11 protein-coding genes and 1 pseudogene are annotated in these 18,146 nt (G+C 41.3%); 3 read left to right on the top strand and 9 right to left on the bottom strand.

The window, feature by feature from the left end:
- Positions 1–5: 5 nt before the first annotated feature.
- From tldD to QZ562_RS08270, 8 genes are read right to left on the bottom strand one after another with little or no spacing between them, the layout of a single operon-like run.
- On the bottom strand, positions 6–1,448 hold the full coding sequence (gene tldD, locus QZ562_RS08305) for a metalloprotease TldD (RefSeq protein ID WP_293759115.1): 1,443 nt from the start codon (positions 1,446–1,448) through the stop codon (positions 6–8).
- Positions 1,441–2,280, bottom strand: coding sequence for a carbon-nitrogen hydrolase family protein (locus tag QZ562_RS08300; protein ID WP_293759113.1), 840 nt, complete (start codon positions 2,278–2,280; stop codon positions 1,441–1,443). The genes tldD and QZ562_RS08300 overlap by 8 nt, the downstream gene beginning before the upstream one ends.
- Positions 2,270–6,199, bottom strand: coding sequence for a YhdP family protein (locus tag QZ562_RS08295; RefSeq protein WP_293759111.1), 3,930 nt, complete (start codon positions 6,197–6,199; stop codon positions 2,270–2,272). Before QZ562_RS08295 ends, QZ562_RS08300 begins: the two co-directional genes overlap by 11 nt.
- A gap of 13 nt (positions 6,200–6,212) precedes the next feature.
- Entirely contained in the window at positions 6,213–7,676 is a 1,464-nt protein-coding gene (rng, locus tag QZ562_RS08290; RefSeq protein WP_293759109.1) for a ribonuclease G, read from the bottom strand.
- Positions 7,666–8,235 carry a Maf family protein gene (locus QZ562_RS08285; RefSeq protein WP_293759129.1) on the bottom strand — a complete coding sequence of 190 codons (570 nt, stop codon included), beginning with the start codon at positions 8,233–8,235 and terminating at the stop codon, positions 7,666–7,668. Before QZ562_RS08285 ends, rng begins: the two co-directional genes overlap by 11 nt.
- Before the next feature lie 2 nt (positions 8,236–8,237).
- Positions 8,238–8,714, bottom strand: a complete 477-nt coding sequence (gene mreD, locus QZ562_RS08280; protein ID WP_293759107.1) for a rod shape-determining protein MreD — start codon at positions 8,712–8,714, stop codon at positions 8,238–8,240.
- Complete coding sequence (mreC, locus tag QZ562_RS08275; protein WP_293759105.1) at positions 8,711–9,571, bottom strand: rod shape-determining protein MreC; 861 nt, start codon at positions 9,569–9,571, stop codon at positions 8,711–8,713. Before mreC ends, mreD begins: the two co-directional genes overlap by 4 nt.
- Before the next feature lie 59 nt (positions 9,572–9,630).
- Entirely contained in the window at positions 9,631–10,677 is a 1,047-nt protein-coding gene (locus QZ562_RS08270; protein WP_293759103.1) for a rod shape-determining protein, read from the bottom strand.
- Positions 10,678–11,096: 419 nt separating this feature from the next.
- On the opposite strand from QZ562_RS08270, the pseudogene QZ562_RS08265 reads away from it, so the two are divergent.
- The 3 genes and pseudogenes from QZ562_RS08265 to QZ562_RS08260 all read left to right on the top strand — a co-directional run.
- Positions 11,097–11,258, top strand: a pseudogene (locus QZ562_RS08265) (histidine kinase dimerization/phospho-acceptor domain-containing protein); the annotation flags it as partial.
- A 237-nt stretch (positions 11,259–11,495) separates the two neighbouring features.
- Positions 11,496–11,777, top strand: coding sequence for an ATP-binding protein (locus tag QZ562_RS21250; protein WP_363315336.1), 282 nt, complete (start codon positions 11,496–11,498; stop codon positions 11,775–11,777).
- A gap of 68 nt (positions 11,778–11,845) precedes the next feature.
- Positions 11,846–12,139, top strand: a complete 294-nt coding sequence (locus QZ562_RS08260; protein ID WP_293759101.1) for a response regulator — start codon at positions 11,846–11,848, stop codon at positions 12,137–12,139.
- A gap of 272 nt (positions 12,140–12,411) precedes the next feature.
- Here QZ562_RS08260 and QZ562_RS08255 read toward each other — a convergent pair whose 3' ends face one another.
- Entirely contained in the window at positions 12,412–18,063 is a 5,652-nt protein-coding gene (locus QZ562_RS08255) for a DUF2341 domain-containing protein (RefSeq protein WP_293759099.1), read from the bottom strand.
- Positions 18,064–18,146 lie beyond the last annotated feature (83 nt).

Here is an 18,146-nt window from a genome sequence, read left to right as displayed (position 1 = left end):
AAAAGCTAAGCGGTGCCGCCAACTGTCAACTCATCCACCTTAAGAGTGGGTTGACCCACTCCTACAGGTAAGCTTTGTCCATCTTTACCACAAACACCTACTCCTTTATCTAGGGCTAAATCGTTACCTATCATAGAAACTTTTTGCATCGCCTCTGGGCCGTTACCAATCAACGTTGCACCTTTGATAGGAGTGGTGATTTTACCCTTTTCAATTAGGTAGGCTTCAGATGTAGAAAATACAAATTTTCCTGATGTGATATCAACTTGTCCACCGCCAAAGTTGGGGGCATATATGCCCTTATCTATAGAGGCAATAATTTCTTCTGGAGAATGCTGCCCGCCTAACATATAGGTGTTAGTCATACGCGGCATAGGCAGGTGAGCATAAGATTCACGGCGACCATTGCCTGTGGGAGCAACACCCATCAAACGCGCGTTAAGCTTGTCTTGCATATAACCTTTAAGAATGCCATCTTCGATTAGCACATTGTACTGAGTCGGTGTGCCTTCATCATCAACACTAAGTGAGCCGCGTCTGTCAGGTAAGGTGCCATCATCTACAATGGTGCAGCCTTTTGATGCAACTTGTTCGCCGATACGCCCACTAAACGTAGATGCACCTTTACGGTTGAAGTCACCTTCTAAACCATGGCCTACCGCTTCATGCAACAGCACGCCTGGCCAACCACTGCCCAGTACTACAGGCATTTTTCCAGCGGGTGCAGGTACAGCTTGCATATTAACCCTGGCCATATGAATGGCTTCATCGGCTATTTGTTGGTAACGAGGGCGACCATCATCATTTGCAACAAAATAGTCATAAGCAAAACGTCCTCCGGCACCTGAGCTGCCTCTTTCACGACGCCCATCTTTTTCCATTAATACTGAACAATTGAAGCGAATAAGTGGGCGAATGTCAGTACAAAAAGTACCGTCTGTAGCTGCTATTAAGACTTCTTCATAAACACCGCTAATACTGATTACCACTTGGCTAAGTGAGCTCTCTTGTTTGCGGATGTATTCATTTGCAGCACGCAATAGCGCTATTTTTTCTTGCTCTTGCATACCTAAAAGTGGGTTTTCAGCATGGTATCTGCTGGTTGGATGACTCTGTTTTAGTGATGCGACTTTATGCTTGCCGCCAGAGTTTGAAATACTGCGTGCTGCTTTTGCCGCTTTCATTAATGCTTCTGGGGATATTTCATCAGAGTAAGCAAAACCAGTTTTTTCACCACTTACTGCGCGAACACCCACACCGCGCTCAATGTTGTAACTGCCTTCCTTAATGATACCGTCTTCTAGTACCCAAGTTTCATGCTGGCTAGACTGAAAGTATAAATCAGCAAAATCGTTGTCATGTTGATATATCGTATCTAGTGCTGCTTCTAAAGTTGAGCGGGTTAAATTTGATGCATCTAGTAAGTTTTCTTCTACCAAATTAGACAAGGTGACTCCTGAATTTGTTGTGCTGATACACCGGCATGTTAGTACGGATATCAGTAAGTAATTGATGATCAATCTGGGCATGTATCATACCGATATCATGAGGCAACTCTGCTACTTTTTCGCCCCAAGGCGAGATGATACATGAGTGACCGTAAGTTTGTCGCTTATTCCTATGTTTACCTGTTTGATTAGCCGCAACAATATAACATTGACTTTCTATCGCACGGGCGGTCAGTAATGAATGCCAGTGAGCTTGTCCTGTTTGTTGTGTAAATGCAGCAGGTAAAACTAATACGTCTAGCTGCGCAATCTGGTTCATGGCTATAAACATGCCAGCAAAACGAATATCGTAACAAATGGCCAAACCAAGAACGCCAAAGGGTGTACTAATGACGATTAATTTATTGCCTGCCTGGGTATTGCGGGATTCAAGATATGTTCCGGTGTCATCCGCTACTTTTACATCGAAGAGGTGAATTTTTTGATACTCCTCGACAATCTTTCCGTGCTCATTAATCAATAGACAAGATGCTGTGAATTTATTGGCTGTGGTGCACCGTAATGGTAAACTGCCAGTAACCAGCCAGATGCCGTACTGAATAGCAAATTGCTTAAGCTTGAGTTGGATGGGGCCATGATGTAAATCTTCTGCAATTTCTAACAGCAACTTGTCACCACCTCCAAAACAAGCAAAACACTCTGGTAGTACTACCAAGCAAGGTCTCAGCGGGGGCAATAATTTGAGCTGTTGCTCAACAAACAAGAGATTATCTTCAACTAGTGGTGAAGACGTCATTTGAATAGCGACAACATTTGCACCGTTATTCGCCATTTACTGGTTCCTCTGCAAATATGTGTGTATTAAAAGGTGTATTTAACTGGCGGTCTAAAGATTGAGGGGGTATTTCTGAGTATGGTTTTGCTCTTGCTGGCAGAGTGACTTCTTTACTATCACGACCTAGCTCTGTTAATTGTGGGTTGTCCAGTGTGCCAGTGAGTGAAAACTTAATATTAGAAATTACTTTGGCAGAGGTTAATACTTGATCCAGTGCTAGCGCTGCCAATGCTGAAGCAGGGTTGACCATCCAAGCAACTATCACGGGCAAGCTGGATGTCACATTTGGGGCAAACTCAATTTGGTAATTTAACCGCTGGGCGTTTAAGTCGGTATAACCTTGCATAGTGATTTCGCCCGCGCCCCCATCAACTAGGGTGTCTTGAGTAAAGGCAATACCATTTTCAAGCTGAAAACTACCAATGATTTTTTCGTAGAAAAATCCTTTGGCGAAGACATCTCTAAAATCAAGCTGTAGTTTACGCACCAGCGAGTCAAGGCTAAGTAGACTAAATATTCGTGAGCCCTGATCACTTACTTCAGTTAAATAACCATCTGTTAAGCGCCAGTCTATTTGGCCATTAAGTGTGTCAAAGTTGAATTCATAAGGTGCGCGCTTCCAACTTAGATCAAATTGCGAGCTGACTTTTGAATCCTTGATCCCTGAGTTTAATTTAAGACCTTTTAGAAATGCTCCAAAATCTGAACTACTAAACTCCCCCTTCAAGCGTGTGCTACTTTGACCGTTAGTTAGAAACCAATCCCCTGAACCATAAAATAAACCGTGAGTATTATTTAAGCGCACTTGATCTATCTTCATACCTGTGGCGGACCGAGACAAGTTAACATCTACTTTGCCTAAGTCGTTGTCCATAAATCGACAGCGAGTACAAGAAAAGCTAATCGGCGGAAAAGTATCAACGTTGGCATCGAATTTAATTGGGTCACTAGATAGCGTTTGCCCATTATCTAATTCAGTGTTTTGCCAACTTGTTAGTTCAATAAAATCAGCATTAATATCAACACCTTTATTTAACCAATCTTTGTATAGAACAACTTTCATTCGCGTTTCTTTGGCATTGATATCAAAAAGCCAGCTATCACTGGTGTTTTTTATTACGGTTTCTAATCCAGTCAGCCTTTGTGAAGCTATTAATGTGCTGTCTGCTTTGATAAAGATACGTTTTGGTGCCTCAAGCAGTGGTTTGTCGAAGTCACTAGGAAGGTCATTGATAAGAGTATTAACGGCCTTATACCAAGAACTAACATCCAACTCTGACAAGTTAGCAGAAACACTAAAACCTAGGCCCATGCCCATCAAATCTGATTGACCAATAGCTAAATGTGCGCGGGAAAATTGCATGTCTTGATGAGGTAAATTCCCATTAAATACGACGTCTTGGCCTAATGTGGCTTTGATAGACGATGCTTGTTCATTGCCTTGGCTAGTAACTAATAGGGGTAATGATTGTCCTGCGGTCTTGGCAAATGGAACAGGTAAACCTGAACTTAACTGAGTCAGTTCACTGAAAATTCGTGCTGAGTATTCGTAACCTTCTGTGGGAAGTGTTAAAGCAATGTCCGCTGTCCAGTTGCCGTTTCCAGATAAATATTTTGTTAATCCATCAGAAAACATCTCCAATACAGGTGTGACTTGCCAATCACCTTGAATATTAATATCTGTATGATAAACATTATCTTGATTCGCACCGGTAAATGCCAGTTGTATAGGTTGCTGTAATAGTTGAGTATTAAGATCCTTTGCTGTTATTTTGTTGTTAACAAAGCTAACCGTACCATTGGTTTGTTCTAATAAGATATCTAAGTTAGGCAGCTCTATCTGGTTTTCGACTAAGAATACGTTGCCTTTTGCAATCACGTCTTTACCAGTCAGAGGTATATATAAATGTAATTGAGTTTTTAATGGACCACTTACTTTGATTTGTTGAAGGGTTTTCCCTAACGTATCAGCAAGGTTGCTTTGCTGCATTAAATCAGTAACTTGTTGCCCATTGGCTTGGGCATCTGCATCTATAATTAAAACAGCATCGGGGGCTAGGTCTGGAATTTTTGCAGATAGGCCTGTTAACGCTACATCGAGTAATCGCCCTTTTTGACTAGTCATGGTCAAACTTTTGTTTTCAAACAATACATTAACATTAAAATTGGTCAATGCAGGCCATTGTGAAGCAAATTTTAACGTGCCATCAGACACTTGTATCTGTGCTTGGAACACGCCTTGTTTTTGTTCAAAAGGAAAGGCGTCGACAGCACCATGCCATATCATTTGGGCGCTTTCTATTTGACCCTGTTGTAAAGAATCGATTAGATATTTTCTAGTATTAACCCCCATAAGCTTTGTGGGATAAAGCTGAGGTAATTTTGTTATATCAATCGCTTCAATTACTGATGAAAATGCCAAGTGATTGTCAATGCTGCGATAAAAAATGTTTGGACGCAGGCTAATGAGTTTGCTTTTAAACCATATATTTTCAGCTGTCACACTGATGTTTTGTTCGGAAGTTTGAATATATAAATCAGCAAAAAAACGCTGGTATTCAATATTGTCAGGTAATAACTTATTGATCGCTAGTTGTCCTGATTTACCCTTTAAATTTAATCGCCCATTACCATTGAACCAATTAAGTTCGGTTGACAAACCTGCCATACCTGGAACTCTTGTTGTCTGTTGCCACTGTAGATCGCTTATTGAGGCTTTTAATGCCAGTTGGCCACTTAATGTACGATGAATATCTAATGTATTTAATGTTGCTTGTGGTTCCAGTAATTCAAGTGATTGAGCGTGGTTGGTTTGCATCACCAACGCTAACATAGGTAACACAGGTGCCAGTTTTATGGGGTGGGGATGCTGTAAAGATAGTGCGCCAGATTGGTCAATTTTGCCTAGCCAATTTGATACCAACACGTTGTCATTTATTTGCATGGTTAAATTATTTAGGTTAAAAAGCCACTCATCGTTCGCAGGAACTGCATTAATTTGGCCCCCTAGAACAGCTAACGTAAGATTATTTTCTGGGTTACCGTTTTCTGGATTTTGCCAATCAAAGCGACTATTAGATAAATCAAGTTGCACAGATTGTAATGATTTGTCTTTTATCGTCGCCCACATCACAAAACTACCACGGCTTTCAACTAATGTGTGTTTGCTGGGGATCCATTGTTCGACCCAGGGTGATAAATCGACTTCCTCACCTTTTGCGAAAAAAGTGCCAAAGAGACTTTCTTGATTACCATACAAATCGATAATAAATGATGCTGAATTCTTTGCTATTTGTTCTATCTGCAGCTTACCGACACCTTGATGATGTTCGCCTTTATTAACCCAAGACACTTGGTCAATCAGGACAACTTGCTGTTGGTTGTTTCTGGTATTAATAATGATTTTGCTTTGGCTAATAGAAAACAACTGGAGTTGTTGTAAAAATAGCTTTTCTAATGCATCTACTATCGGATATTGGGTTTCCTCCTGACTCAAGGAAGCAATATCGATACTCAACTCCACTTTGCGCAAATCAAACTTATTTGATTGTATCTGTCCTGCCCGCACAGATTGCCAAAAGTCAACTTCGATAGCTGTTTCGGCAATGGTTAGGCTGATGGGTGGTCGTATATTTTGTGCTAACGGTACGCTTTGGATTAACTGTATGTCACGGAGTATTATTGCTGGGCCTATTCCTTGCCATTTGGCACTGATTTCGCCAATTTTTATTTCAGCACCTACTTGGCCTGATAACCATTGCTCTAGATGATGCTTTTGATCATTCATATAAGGCAGTGAATAACGAACTACGCTGATTGTCACTGCGACCACAACCAAACTCAAGGCAACCAACGCCCAGAGCTTTTTGATCAGGTAAGCAGCATAAAATGACGCATTTTTAGTTTCGATATTCATATTTTAGTCTGATTTACATCATAACGACATCGAACTTGTCTTGATTATATAGAAGTTCAGTATGGACCTTAATCTGTTTGGTGACGAATACTTCTAGCTCAGCCAACATATGTGACTCTTCTCCTAGTAATGCATCGGCAACAGCTGGTGAAGCATAGACCACGAACTTATCTGCATCGTAGGCACGATTAACTCGTACAATTTCGCGCATGATTTCAAAACAAACTGTTTCTACAGTTTTTACTGAGCCGCGGCCCTTGCATACCGGGCACTCACCACATAAAACATGCTCCAAGCTTTCACGTGTTCTTTTGCGGGTCATTTCAATTAAACCAAGCATCGTAAAGCCATGAATATTGATTTTGGCTCTATCTTTATTAGTGGCAACCTCAAGACTGTGCATTACCCTTCTTTTGTGATCTTCTACCGTCATATCAATAAAATCGATAAGGATCATGCCCCCCAAGTTGCGTAACCTGAGTTGACGAGCGATGGCCAGAGTGGCCTCGATATTAGTATTGAATATAGTTTCTTCTAAATTACGATGGCCTACAAATGCACCCGTATTGATATCGATTGTGGTCATGGCTTCAGTTTGGTCGATAATTAAATATCCACCAGATTTTAAATCCACTCGTCTTTCTAACGAACGCTGGCATTCATTTTCTACATCATATAAATCAAAAATAGGCCTTTCGCCAGGATAATATTCTAAAAGCTTATGCAATTCTGGTACATATTCCTCGGTAAATTGCTGTAACTCTTGTAAAGACAGCTTTGAATCTATTTTGATGCGATCTAGTTGGGTTCCTACAAAGTCTCTGAGTACACGACGCGCCAAAGGTAAGTCTTCATATAGAATATGCGATTTGTTTTTCATTCTAGAACGGATTTTTTGCCATAAACGTTTCAAAAAATCAGCATCTTGGGTCAGTTCTTGCTCTTTTACGCCTTCGGCCGCAGTGCGTAAAATAAAACCTCCATCTTCGCTGCAAAAGCCTTGAACTAATGCTTTTAAGCGTTCTCTTTCGGCCGGATCTTCAATCCGCTGTGATACACCGACATGTTCAACACTTGGCATAAATACCAGATAACGAGATGGAATGGTTATATCAGTGGTAAGTCTTGCGCCTTTGGTGCCGATTTGATCTTTCACCACCTGAACAACAATATTTTGACCGTCTCTAACGAGTTCGCGGATATCACGCTTTTCAATAGGGTTGACCGACACTTCATCTTCGACTTCACTATGTATAGCGATGTCAGAAGCATGTAAAAATGCTGCCTTATCTAAACCGATATCTACAAATGCAGCCTGCATACCAGGCAATACACGGCTGACTTTTCCTCTATAAATGTTACCAACCAATCCACGTTTTGTGTGCCTTTCTATATGGATCTCTTGCAGAATACCATTTTCAATCAAGGCCACACGTGACTCAGAAGGGGTAACATTGATTAATAACTCAGCACTCATTAATGATCCCAAATTCAGTTAATAATATTCTTGTTTGGTATAAGGGTAAACCTACAACCGCGCTGTAACTACCGTTAATGTGTTTCACAAATTGCCCACCTAAGCCTTGTATGCCATAGCTTCCAGCTTTATCTTGTGGCTCACCTGTTTTCCAATACCATTCTATTTGCTGTTGACTTAGAGGTCCAAAACAGACGTGAGTTTCCACCACTACGGTTTTTTGCTGTGTAGCGTTCGTGATAGTCACAGCTGTAAGTACTTGATGAGTGTCGTCAGATAACATGTTTAACATCCACATTGCATCACTTTTGTCTTTTGGCTTACCTAAAATATTATTTTGTGCCACAACTATCGTGTCTAAGCCTAGTACGAGTTTTTTGGCTCCCGCTCTTTCGTAACCTAAAGTCGATTTTTCTTGTGCCATTCTTCGAACGTATTTTTCAGGAGTTTCATTGGCCATCACAGTCTCGTCTATATCTACTGGATATTGACTAAACGGTATGCCTATTTGTTTTAGTAATTCAGCTCTGCGAGGAGACTGTGAAGCTAGCAGTAACATCATTAATTTAGGCGCAGATGGCGGCGTATCTTACGCAGCAACCAGAATAACCAAGGCCATATCACCATAGAACTGGCAACGGGCCATAGGTAGTCAAACAGGAAATAAATATCGGTAAGCAAATGTTGAACCCAAAAAATCAATAAGTTGTTTAAAGCTGCTATAACACCAATAATGATAGATTGTTGCCAAACAGAATAATTGCGTAAGCGCTTATGATTGGTAGCCAATATGTAAATACATAGGCACATTGCAAAGCTATGCACACCCATACTGGTACCCAATAAAATATCTAGTATTAGTCCAGTAAAAAAAGCAACACCTACATTGACTCGATTAGGTAGTGCAAGTGCCCAATAACTTAACACCAATAAGACCCAGTCAGGGCGATATAAATCAGCAATAACAGGCATTGGCATGATTTGTAATACCAAGGCTATGACAATGCTCAAAGTAATAGAGTAATCACGCATGCTCATTGTACCGTGATCTCTACTTCGGAAGTGACGTCAAGTGTACGCTCTGACCAAAGCAGTAATAAATACTTTAAACGATCTAGTTGAGCAACTGGTTTTGCTCTGACTTGAGAAAACGGCCTACTTTCGTCTCGAACAATAGACGTAATAGTAGCAACTGGATAACCTTCAGGAAAAACGTTGCCTAAGCCTGAAGATAACAACACATCACCTATTTTTATGTCACTACTATGAGCGACATGTTGGATCAATAGTTCATTTAAACTACCCGAACCATTTACGACTAAACGTACGTTGTTTCGAGCTATCCTAACAGGTATTGCATGGGTAACATCTGCTATCAGTAACACGCGGCTATTAGTCGAACTAACCTGCATTATTTGTCCTACAATACCCTTATCGTCTAAAACGGGTTGTGCTTCAAAAACACCATTAATAGCCCCTTTGTTGATGACAATTTGGTGGCTATATGGATTGTTATCTACTGCCATCAGTTCAGCGACTATTTTGCGAGTGTTGTCTTGTACAGGCGAGTTTAACAAACTACGTAATCGATCATTTTCTTCTTGTAAAAAAGTAAGACGCTGCAGTTGGCCGTTCATGAACATTGCTTCATGGGTCAACTTAGCATTCTCAATAAATAAACGTTCATGGGACACAAAACGGCTTGCACTGGCACTCAATAATTGACCGGGGAGATTGGCTATATACTGCAAAGGACTAACTAAGGAATTGAGATAAACACGTGTTGTGCCAAACCCATCTAATTTGTGGTCGAACAGGATCAGCGCAACAGACATCAAAAGAGCCAACGCAAGACGATTAGGTAGAGAGGGACCATTTGAAAACATTAAATTCATTAATTTGTGCCTAAAGGCGACAAGAAGTCGCCTTGTTTACTTCGAAATTTTAGTCACTATTATTCGTAGCTAAAGAGATCGCCTCCGTGGATATCGATCATTTCAAAGGCTTTACCGCCTCCTCTAGCAACACAGGTAAGTGGATCATCAGCAATCACCACTGGGATCCCCGTTTCTTCCATCAGAAGACGGTCCAAGTCTTTAAGCAATGCTCCGCCACCAGTAAGTACCATACCACGCTCAGAAATATCAGATGCAAGTTCTGGGGGAGACTGTTCAAGAGCCACCATAACGGCAGAAACAATACCAGTTAGAGGTTCTTGTAAAGCTTCAAGAATTTCATTGCTGTTAAGGGTAAAACCACGCGGCACACCTTCTGCTAAATTACGCCCTCGTACTTCAATTTCTTTTACTTCTTCACCAGGATACGCGGCGCCAATTTCATGCTTAATACGTTCAGCTGTTGCCTCGCCTATAAGCGAGCCAAAGTTACGACGGACATAAGAAATGATTGCTTCGTCAAATTTATCGCCACCAATTCTTACTGATGATGAATAAACAATACCGTTGAGTGAAATAATGGCTACTTCTGTGGTACCGCCACCAATATCAACCACCATAGAACCGGTTGCTTCTGATACAGGCAAACCAGCTCCGATTGCAGCGGCCATTGGCTCATCGATCAAGTAGACTTCACGAGCACCTGCGCCTAAAGCTGATTCACGAATTGCACGTCGTTCAACCTGAGTTGAACCACAAGGCACACACACCAGCACTCTTGGACTAGGGCGTAAAAAGTTATTATCGTGAACTTGTTTAATGAAATGCTGAAGCATTTTCTCTGTGACATAAAAGTCAGCAATAACCCCATCTTTCATAGGCCGTATTGCTTTTATGTTACCGGGAGTTCTACCCAACATTTGTTTTGCTTCACGTCCCACGGCCGCTACACTTTTTGGACCACCTGGACCGCGTTCTTGACGGATCGCAACAACAGAAGGTTCGTTGAGAACAATACCCTGATCCTTAATATAGATTAGCGTATTTGCTGTGCCGAGGTCGATTGACAAATCGTTGGAAAACATTCCCCGAAGCTTTTTGAACATGTAAAAACCGCACTTTGGTTAATAAGATAATAATAGCCTAACTGTACCAACGCGCTGAGATTTGGGCAAGTAGAGAGCATCAACAAGACCATAAAAAAAGGGTTTCAGTGTATTTTTATTAATTAAAGACTAAAACAAACAATAAAATACTGTAGTTGACTCCAGTAAGTTGGCAATCTAAATATAAAAATATTAAGTACCAGATTAACCAAGAGCTATTAAAACAGCGTTATCAAAGAGAACGGTAAGCAAGGCAAGCTGCAGAAATCACCTTAGAAAAAAGCCTATTGGACTGTTTCAGCGCAGTCGAAAATTAGAAAGTTTTAAAGGGGATTTTGAATGGCAGGTATTCGAGCGAACTAAAGAAGTAGTCAAAAAAAACTGAATCGCATTTGGCATAACAAGTAAAGTTAGATTTTTTAGCCAATATAAGTCATCGAATTAGAACACTTTTGACCGCTATTACAGGTTTTGCTGAAGTACTGTTGCAACACACACTAAACCGTGAAGAAGTTGGCTATTTTTTGACCGCTATCGTTAGCACTAATCGTCACTTAGCCACATTGTTTAGTGAGATATAAGATATCAGTAATATTGAAAATATACAGTTTTGTCTAAACAAATTATCACAAGTTATTGAACAAATTTACCATTTTAATTACTTAAAAAAGCAATTTGAATCTGCCATGGTAATAAACTCTATTTTACCAAAATGGATAGTGGCAGGTTCAACTAGGATAGTGGCAGGTTCAACTAGGATAGGACATGTGATGCATAACTTATTAAACAATGCGATTAAGTTTACGTAAACTGAAAGTATCAGTTTACGTATTAAATTCACCTCGAATACAAGCACTTTACTGATAACGGTAATCGATACAGATGAGGACATTGCGAGAGATGACCAAACTCCAGTTTTCGAATACTTTGTACATGCTGGTTTTAGGATCACGCATAACTTTGGTGGTTATGGGTTAGGGTTATTTGTCATTAAAAGTTTGGTTGAATTGATGGCTGGAGTAGTTGAACTTCAGTCTACCATAGTGCAAGGTTTTAAGGTTTGTGTGACTATCGTCTGCCAACAACATGCAGGTGAATGAGGTTCTATCGTAAACTGAGACATCGCTGTTACTAAACCTATGTCGATCCCTTACTCGTTGATAAGATTTTGCTGTTAGAAGACAGCAATCTGAATCAAAAATTGATCACTTTCAACCTGCAGAAAATAGCAGTGCAAGTAGACTTGGCAGTAAGTGAACTAGAAAGATTACAAAAGGCGCTGGCAGTTCAACATGATCTGGTCTTGATGGATATTCAAATGCCAGTGATGGATGGTAAAGAAGCGATGTGTTCACCGCTTCAGTTCGATGCAAGTACACCTGTTTATGCACTGACTGCGAACGTTATGTTTTCAAGATATTCAGGAATATGCGGCTATTGGATTCACAGGCGTGTTGAGTAAACCTCGTGTTAGAAAACCTATGCACAGTGCTTTAGCAACATCTGCTCGTTTGTGACAACAAATTTAACAACGAGTCACAACAAACCCATTTATTTATTCCAGACCACTGAAGTGAGAATTTTATTTAATGAAGAGATAGCTAAGCAAACTATTGAGATAACTGAAAGTATACAAAACCTCGACTATGGTTAATTATATTAAGTCTGACTTAATTAAGTAACCATATTATCAAGGGTCCAGCAGGAAGTGTTGATTACGATGATTCATTTCTATTAATTAAATACTTCTCGCCATTGAATGATCTTATCATTGCCTCTAAATTGGCCAAAAGTGACATTTGCTTCGGGGAAGTCGTTTGTATCTATCGAGCCATCACCATCCCAATCGTAGTTTAAATAAGTTGGCCAGACCACACCTGAAGCAGTCGGTGACAAACGCAGTCTTACTTCACCTATCTTGTTTTCAGAATTGATAAGTAAAAAGTTAGCACTATCGTTTGAAACACCTTCGAACAAAAGGCCATTACTTGATATGTCGATGATATCTTCAGTGATGTCTACGCTGCCAATAGACTCCAATATGATGTCGCCTGACGTTTCTAAAAAATTGATATTAGTACAATTATCCTCTGAATTGATCAGCCATTGGTTGTTGGTATCAACATATTCCACTTTTACAGGTACATTAAGTGACTCAGTCTCAGGCCCATATGTACTAGCTAATGCCAAACGACCGTAACGCATATTAGCACCAGTAATATTGGGAATAGTGAAAGACAAACAGTTGCTATTGGCATAATCTGTTTGGAAACATACGCCATCTTCATCGGTTAAGAAAGCACTGGAAAACACCATGTCGATGGACGCAGTGAAAGGAGATTTGATGTTAAAGGTAGTATTGTCCGTGCGGATCTTGTTGTATTTAAAACGAGTATTCGGAATTTGTACTTCAATTATGCCATCGTAGACAGCACTTCCCGTTGAAATTACAGGGGAGCTGCCTTTTGATATTTCATTGAAACTATCAACAGCAGCATAAGTGGAACTGTCGCTTAGGTGAATACCATTGTTCACATCTAATTGATCCAGATTAAAAGTCCAAGGTGAGGCACTATAGTTTTTGGTAACGGCATCCAGGGCGTTTTTGCCAGTAAAAATTAATAATGGCTCTAAGCCTGTCACAAAGCCCATCGTTTCACCAATATAACTGAACGTATCCTCACAGGTATCCTGCAGTTCGGGTTGCATTTGTGTTACTGAAAAATAGGCAGGGACAAAATTGCCTATGCTAAGTGCGCCTTGAGAGGGAATAATATTGCCGAGGTAATTTGCGTCTTGAATATCTATTTCAACGCTGCCCACGTCATCGAAATACGCTTGTGTAGAACTGTATACCCCGCCATTAAATACTAATGGATAGGGGGATGTACTGGCAAACGTTGCCGCTAAATCAGTAGTCATTATGCTAGTGCTAGCGTCCCCATACTTAAAATTGCCGTCGTGAGCATCACTAGAATTTGGAGTCACTCGTTTAATTTTAAGTTTTGATGCACCAGCTTTATAGTTAGGTAACAATGCGTCATTTACGCCATAAGCCCCTATTGAAAGGGTAAAGGGCTCAGCAGCTATACTGCTGTTCTGACTGACCGCTAATTGCAAATAACTGGGATAAACATCTACAGTCTTGTCACTAGAATCTTCAATAGTGACACCTTCTACTTCAGCTGTAACGCTGAGGGTTAATCGTCCAGCATCAGGATAATTAAGCCCAGACAGATTGGCTACGCCTTGGTCATCAAATACGACACTTAAGGTACCGGTATTATCACCTGAGCCATCTCCATTAATGGCGATATTACTTAATGGTGTCACACATTCATTAGGCAAAACACAGTTATAGGTCAGGTCAACGGTTTGTGTGCCGACTAATAACGCTTCACAGACATTATTGTTACTACGCACGGCACGTAAATTAACATTTTGGAAGTGATCCGCAGCCAGTTGGTCAGCTAACGGCTCACCAATACTTGCGCCATAAATTTCAAAGCCATCATCTGAAAAAGTCATATCACAGGTCTCAGTACTACCATTAAAGCAACGTAAATTGGCGTTTGGATAAGCACTGGTTTTAGAGAAGGTCACGCTACGCTCATCGGTGATACTCAAAATGATTTCGATGTCTGTACCCGCCGGAATGGTTATTTCATTGCCGCTCATCCAGCCATCACCCGCTAGACCGAGTTCTGACAGGGTTATGGTCGCTTCCTGATCGTGTGAGGTGTCACAATTTGCATCTGCGCAAGCTTTGATGGAGACGGTTTCTGCCTCACAGGTAAAACCTTGCGCATCATGTTCAATACGATAATGATCTATTTGGGAGGTAACGGCACATTGCCCAAACTTTACTTTTTCGTTAAGAGCATCGTGACGCAGAATTTCATAATCTGAAGATGATGAATTACTGCGGATGTCATTGATAATAGAAATTTCCAAATAGTCACCGCCACCACGTTCAAAAAATATTGCGGATATGTCAAACACAGAATCTTCAGTTAAGGTAAAAGACCCCCCCGTATTTGAATTGCTAGTTTGGTTTTCATGCCTTAACTCATTATTCGCACCGCTGCTTGAGCTGCCAAATTTGCTGAATGAAACAGCGTCACCTTTGAGCGTATCCATGACAAAACTAAAGCCGTCATCACTCGAAACATAAATCGTATAATCACCTGTGGGTAGACTGAGCGTACCTGAAGTATGCACTAAAAAATCTTCACCACCGACACCCGTATCAGCACCAGGATAAGGTAATGTACCTGCAAAATTTTTACTTGAGCCACCAAAGTCAATACGGTCAACTTCGCTTAAACCACTTGCCGTGACATTGTAGGTGTCACCGCCTGTATCTATTGAACCTGTTGCAGGCGAACTTGCGGTTAGCCATGCAGCATGAATGGCTAACGCTTCACTTGTTGTATTTATTTGAGAGTCACTGCTACCACCACCACTACCAATTTTAATACCAACGGCGTTTAATGTGCCACAGGCAATCACAGGGCAACTTCGTGTCGTGCCATCCCAGTTATTACCCGCATCTTGGTTAGCGAAAATGGCTTGAATTTGGGTTGTGGTTAATACTGAGTCAAACACTAGGGCTTCATCAATAAGCCCACTGGCAGATGATTGACCGCTTGAGTAAGATGCGTCCCGGTTGTCACCGAAGTATAGTGTATCTAAACCGGTTAATGCGGTAGTTCCTCCATCGTTGTTGCTTCCACCAGAAATATTCTGCTCTACACCATCAACGAAAATTTTTGCAGTGATATTGGTGACATCCCAAACAAACGTTAAGTGCTTCCACACCCCAGCCCCGACTGAAAGTGGATCATTCGTCGTCTTTTGGTAATCACCATCATCTCCATCTTCAAAGAAAAATCTGACTCGACCATCAGACATAATTTCTGCATAAAAATACCTATCATCATCAGTGGCATCAAACAGTCTTTTGTCAGTTCCAGAATACCAGTCACTATCACCTTTGTACCACAAACTGATCGTCCCGCTGGAACCGATAACTGTATCCAGATCGACTCCGGTATCAACGGCTTCGAATATCGATGCACTGTTATTATTTGGAATGTCAGCCGCATGGCAAATTTTTCCGGTTGCAGTAGTAATGCCGCCAATTGCGGTTCCGTTATAGTTATTACCTGAACTGTCGATTACTTCGTTGCCTGAGCCAGTCCAATTCAATTCATCAAAACGGTATTCTAAAATAGGAGCGAATACGTCGCACATACCCATAAAGTCAGTATCCGCAATTTCACTACTTTGATAGGTGATGGTTGATAAGCTGTCTAACTGGATATTGGCGGCGCTGACTGCACCAAATGCGTGACTGCTAGAGCCAAGTCTTAGGTTTCCTTCCACATACAAGCTACCGGTATAAGTGCTTTGGTTATTAAAGGTGACGTCAGACAACACATACATCACCAATTTGCTTGCATCACCCGTATTATTATTTGATGGCGAATTTATCAGGCCAGGAGAGGGGAAAGTGAGACTTTGGTTGACATAAATAAGCGCGGTACCCGAGCCTTGCACAATAATATCTACTTGACTCCCCATGGTAAGTTGATTTATCCAGTATGTGCCACCGGCTTGCAGAAATAACGTGTTTTTAAAGCCTAACGCCAACGTATCTATCCAATACTCATTGTGAGCATCTGAAAAGGTTATAGTCGCTTCACTAGAACCGTTAATGTCTTTGTACTCATAACCAGATAAATCGCCAGTACCTGTACCTATTGTCTTTGCGTCGTTGTTACCTACGGTAACATCTATTGTGCTAGCTGTGGTCTGAAAATTAACTGTTGCGACTGTACCTGAAGGCGTGCCTGTTGCTACGCAGTCCGACGTGTCACAGGTGTTTAATCCACCATTTTTGGTAATGGCAGTGGTTGCAAGTTGATTGTCATCACTCCCAAACAATTGGCTATTGGATCCAAAATTTATCGTCCCTCCAACACTGTGTGTGGATGCGCCATCTGGAAATATGGCGCTGCATTGTCCTAGTTCTGGGTCTGGTTCTGGCTCAACCTCATCACCAATGGTGACATGGTCGTTTTGATCTTGCACCAAATCATAACTTTGTTTTATCCAGTCTGGTGTTCTGACTACGTTAGAGACACGGACTTCATCAATTAGGCCTTTTAAGTCACCACCTGACCATTCAGGCCAGCCACCTATATAGGAGCCAAAGGTGTCCTCATCGATAGTCACACTGGAGGCTGCGCCATTTGCATTACCGTTCAGGTATAAAGTTGTGGTAGAGCTGTTTCGAGTGACAACAACGTGATTCCAAACATTAGTCGTAAGGTTGGTGTTGTTGTAGAGTGCGGTATCGTCATTGCGCCAGTGTTCAATTTTTCCATTATCTTTGTCGAGACCAACCGATGCACCATAACTGCCGTATTGATACATTATCGGGTAATCACTGTCTCCAAAGTCACTAAATGGTTTGACCCACAGCGATATGGTCCAATTAGGTGAGTTATTGGAACTGAGATCCAATGAATCGTCTTCACCTAGTTCTATGAGAGTTTCGTTGGTAACATCAAAATCCAATGCCTTACCTATTTTTCCCGAAGTAGATGCAGGACTATTTTTCGGTGTGCCGTTATTTGAATTAGACGTTGAGTCTGACGTTGAGATTTGATTAGGTAGGTCGGTACTTTTGTCGCTCAGATGCCACACCCCTTTGTGACTGCTGACCCAAGTACCACTAGCATTTTCGCCGGTCGTGGCTGAGGCATTGCCGTAATATACCGCAATCGTTGTTCCCGCTGCGGGTAAGTTGTCTATTTCGACCCATACATCGGCACTTGCTGCGGTGTATGTTTCTATCTCAAAATCTAGTTCAGAACCACTATTTGCGCAGCTGGTGTTAATAAAGCGAATGTCCTGGTAATTAGACTGCATGTCTGAGTCATAGGCTAGGTCGATATAGGCTGGGAAATTACTTAGAGTGGTTGTCCCAGTGTTAGCAATCGTTATGTTACGACACTTAGTCCAATTTGTGTCCCACCACTGCGCTTCCTCGATCACCAATTCATTGTTGCTGGTATCAGACAAAGAGCCATCGGCATCTGCCGAGTTGGCAGCCACGTTGTATGTGCCAAGTGGCAGAGGTGTAATACTTCTTAAGTCGAGCGTCCAGTTATCGCTCGAATTTGTCAGTTCGCTACTAGATGACAGTGCATAGGTTATCGAGTTGACAGTAACATTAAGACTGGTTGCCACTGAGCTCGAATAGGTACCATAAATAATCGGAGCGGTATCGGTGGTTGTTTGGCTAACAACTGTTGGGTTGACCATCGATGGTAAGGGCGTACATTGGCTATTAGACGGACTGCAAGTACCATTCACAGTAGAATCACTATCAATGTTTAAATTGCCGCTATTTGCGGTGACATTGCCATAAATCGTATTGTTTCCACCGTCGATCTTAA

It is taken from the genome of uncultured Paraglaciecola sp., from assembly GCF_913058035.1.
GTDB lineage: Bacteria > Pseudomonadota > Gammaproteobacteria > Enterobacterales > Alteromonadaceae > Paraglaciecola.
Note: the sequence above shows the minus strand (reverse complement) of the source record. Positions and strands in the feature narration are given on the sequence as shown.